Below are 2,614 nucleotides of genomic sequence, written 5' to 3'. Positions count from 1 at the left end.
AAGGTTAACCTCATCTTGTGAAGTTGTTTCCTATCACATTTTATGCACAAATCATACAAATAGCGATAATTCCAGTCCTCGCCTATAAACTAGTGGTTGAGGGCTTATTTTTGTATAAAATCAGTCCATTAACTGTTATACTATTTCTACTAAACATGATTGTCATGTATTTGCATAATCCAGTTTGGCATGAGTTATTATCTAAATGGAGAAACGGTAACAAAGATAAGGAGGACTAAAACTTGGATGTAGATATTTACATATTTTATACAGTAGTAGGGACTTTATTTCTTTGGTCTATTGTAAAGGTAATACTATTTAACTTATCCTTTGGCGATAAACTAGCATCTATTATAGGTATTATATTTCTTACCGTAGTTGTTCTACCTTTCATATTACTTTACTTAGCTTACTTCATAGATGGAAGTTACTAGAATAGGAGAAACATGTAATGTCAATTTATGTAACGTTATACTTCCTAATTGGTGCAATTGTTTGTTTTGCAACAAGAAAGAAGTTATTTTTACCTTTATCAGAAGAAACAGAGTATCCCATCATTATGTTTGTAGTAATTGTTGTATTTTGGGTTCCGATGATAGTACTTGCACTCTTTTTAATTGGTAGAGACAGAATACAAGTAAAGTCTCAAAAGAAAGAAATAAACGTACATGCACTAGATCAAAACTTACAAAACGATGCAAGGTTTCATTTTGTACATAGTATACAAGGTCGAATGTATATCCAGCATAGGGGTAGTTGTATTGCTTGTAGAGGTTCAGAAGGTTTATTAAGTAAAACTGAAATATTTGGGAAGAAGAGTAATCCTTACCTGCAAGTAAAATTTCAAGTATGTACAAGTTGTGTAACACAAGGTATAACAGGTATAAACATATTAGAAGAAGAATATAAGGAGGAAGAACATGGAAACAATTAAAGGTAAACTAGGAGAAGTAAGAGGTTGTGAGAAAGCATTCCAGAAAAACATTAGATTTCAACCAGTAGACGGTGGATTTGAGCAGAAGATAGGTGGTTGTATTGAGTGTGGTACAAATCAGGATATTAAACTTCATACATTTAAAGTAGCAGATGAAGATGAGAAAGTACACTTGGAACTGTCAACATTTAAATGCAAACATTGTTTAGAAGAGGATACAAATTAAAGGAGATAAACAGATATGTTACTATTCAAAATCTATTTAGGGGTAGGGGCGGTTGTTTCTTACTTCCTATCAAAACCAAAGGCAAAACAGCTAAGTAAATTTATGTTGATATTCAGTTACCTCTTTACAGTTGTCTTTTGGCTTCCAATATTAATTTTAGGATTAGTTGTTGCTCTAAGAAACTCTAAAAAGTCAGATAAACTAATAGATGAAATTGATATAAATGATTTATGTGATTCCTTAGATAAGAGCCTTTATTTCAGAGAAACTACTTGTAGAAGATGGAGAGATATACAAACAAAAGTCTGAAACTTGTATTGTATGTAATAATGATAATACAAATGAACTAATAGAACAGAGTGAAAGTAAGTCTTATTGTTATGAAAACGTAGAAGAAGGTAAGGAAGATGAAGAAACATATTATACTACAATTGAGTATAGTGTATGTACGGTGTGTACATTAAAAGGTGAAACAGGATTAGAGTATATTAAGGACTACGTAGATAAACACAAACCAAAACAACAAGAAGAAATAGAATAGAAGAGGTAATCAAACATAATGATGTATTTGGGACTATATTTAATGGGTGGAGCAATTTATACATTCTTAACACGAAACACATACTATAACAGGATAGTAGAAGAGACAGGGAATCCAGTAGGAACGTTGTTAGTCTTAACTTTCTTTTGGCTACCAATGGAAGTTAAGAGTTGGTATAAGAACATGTAGTAGGGATTAAAGATAAGTATACATGGATTAAGTCGAAGTTCATTTATACAATTGGAGATTTAGCTAAAGATTTAGATAAAAACAGTAGATTCGAAAAAGTTAAACGAAGAATACGTTCAGTTAGAAGATTCCTGTTTAAACTGTCAATCTACAAAGAATACAGTACAAGATACAGTCAGACGTAATGGATGATGAAGAAGATGGACATGTGTTTTTCCAAGTAACGTATTTTATTTGTAAAAACTGTTCAGATAGAAAAGTAGATGTTCTAGAACTCTATAGAGCATAAGAAAAGATGTAATAGAAAATTTGAAACTAAATAATAGGTAAAATAAGAAGGCTATAACTTAGATAAACTACTAGGTTACAGCCTTTCTTTTATTTAATTTTAAAAGAAACTAAATATTTAAAATAGGTATACATTTGACAAAATAGAGAATCTATGGTATAATATGAGTAAGAGATTAAAGAAAAGAGAGGGATAAGATGATGGAACAGTTCGAATATATAAATATAGACTTACCTAAATTAACAAAACCTGATGGTATCAGAATAAATATGGACAAACTCCACGAATTAGGGGTAGAAGGTTGGGAAATGGTTCTTCAAAACAGTAAAGAATTCGTATTCAAACGTAAAGTTGAAGAAGGTCGAGTAATAGTATTAGACAAGAAATATAAGATTGAAACGTCTGGTGATAAAGATGGTGCAGGGGTACTATTTG

The 2,614-nt window shown here is 31.0% G+C and carries 4 protein-coding genes; all 4 read left to right on the top strand.

Annotation, left to right across the window (positions count from 1 at the left end; translation table 11 throughout):
* Window positions 1-451: 451 nt before the first annotated feature.
* The gene (locus tag ACXAC4_RS19565) at window positions 452-934 is read left to right on the top strand and encodes a hypothetical protein (protein ID WP_475164868.1); all 483 of its coding nucleotides are present in this window, start codon (window positions 452-454) and stop codon (window positions 932-934) included.
* Window positions 921-1,160 (top strand): hypothetical protein, encoded by a 240-nt coding sequence (locus tag ACXAC4_RS19560; RefSeq protein WP_475164867.1) that lies wholly within the window; start codon window positions 921-923, stop codon window positions 1,158-1,160. Before ACXAC4_RS19565 ends, ACXAC4_RS19560 begins: the two co-directional genes overlap by 14 nt.
* Window positions 1,161-1,175: 15 nt before the next feature.
* Window positions 1,176-1,469 carry a hypothetical protein gene (locus ACXAC4_RS19555; protein ID WP_475164866.1) on the top strand — a complete coding sequence of 98 codons (294 nt, stop codon included), beginning with the start codon at window positions 1,176-1,178 and terminating at the stop codon, window positions 1,467-1,469.
* A gap of 907 nt (window positions 1,470-2,376) precedes the next feature.
* Window positions 2,377-2,614: hypothetical protein (locus ACXAC4_RS19550; RefSeq protein WP_475164865.1), on the top strand; the 238-nt coding region annotated here is incomplete at its 3' end.

It is taken from the genome of Pseudoalteromonas sp. AWM4_233, assembly GCF_056158285.1.
Note: the sequence above shows the minus strand (reverse complement) of the source record. Positions and strands in the feature narration are given on the sequence as shown.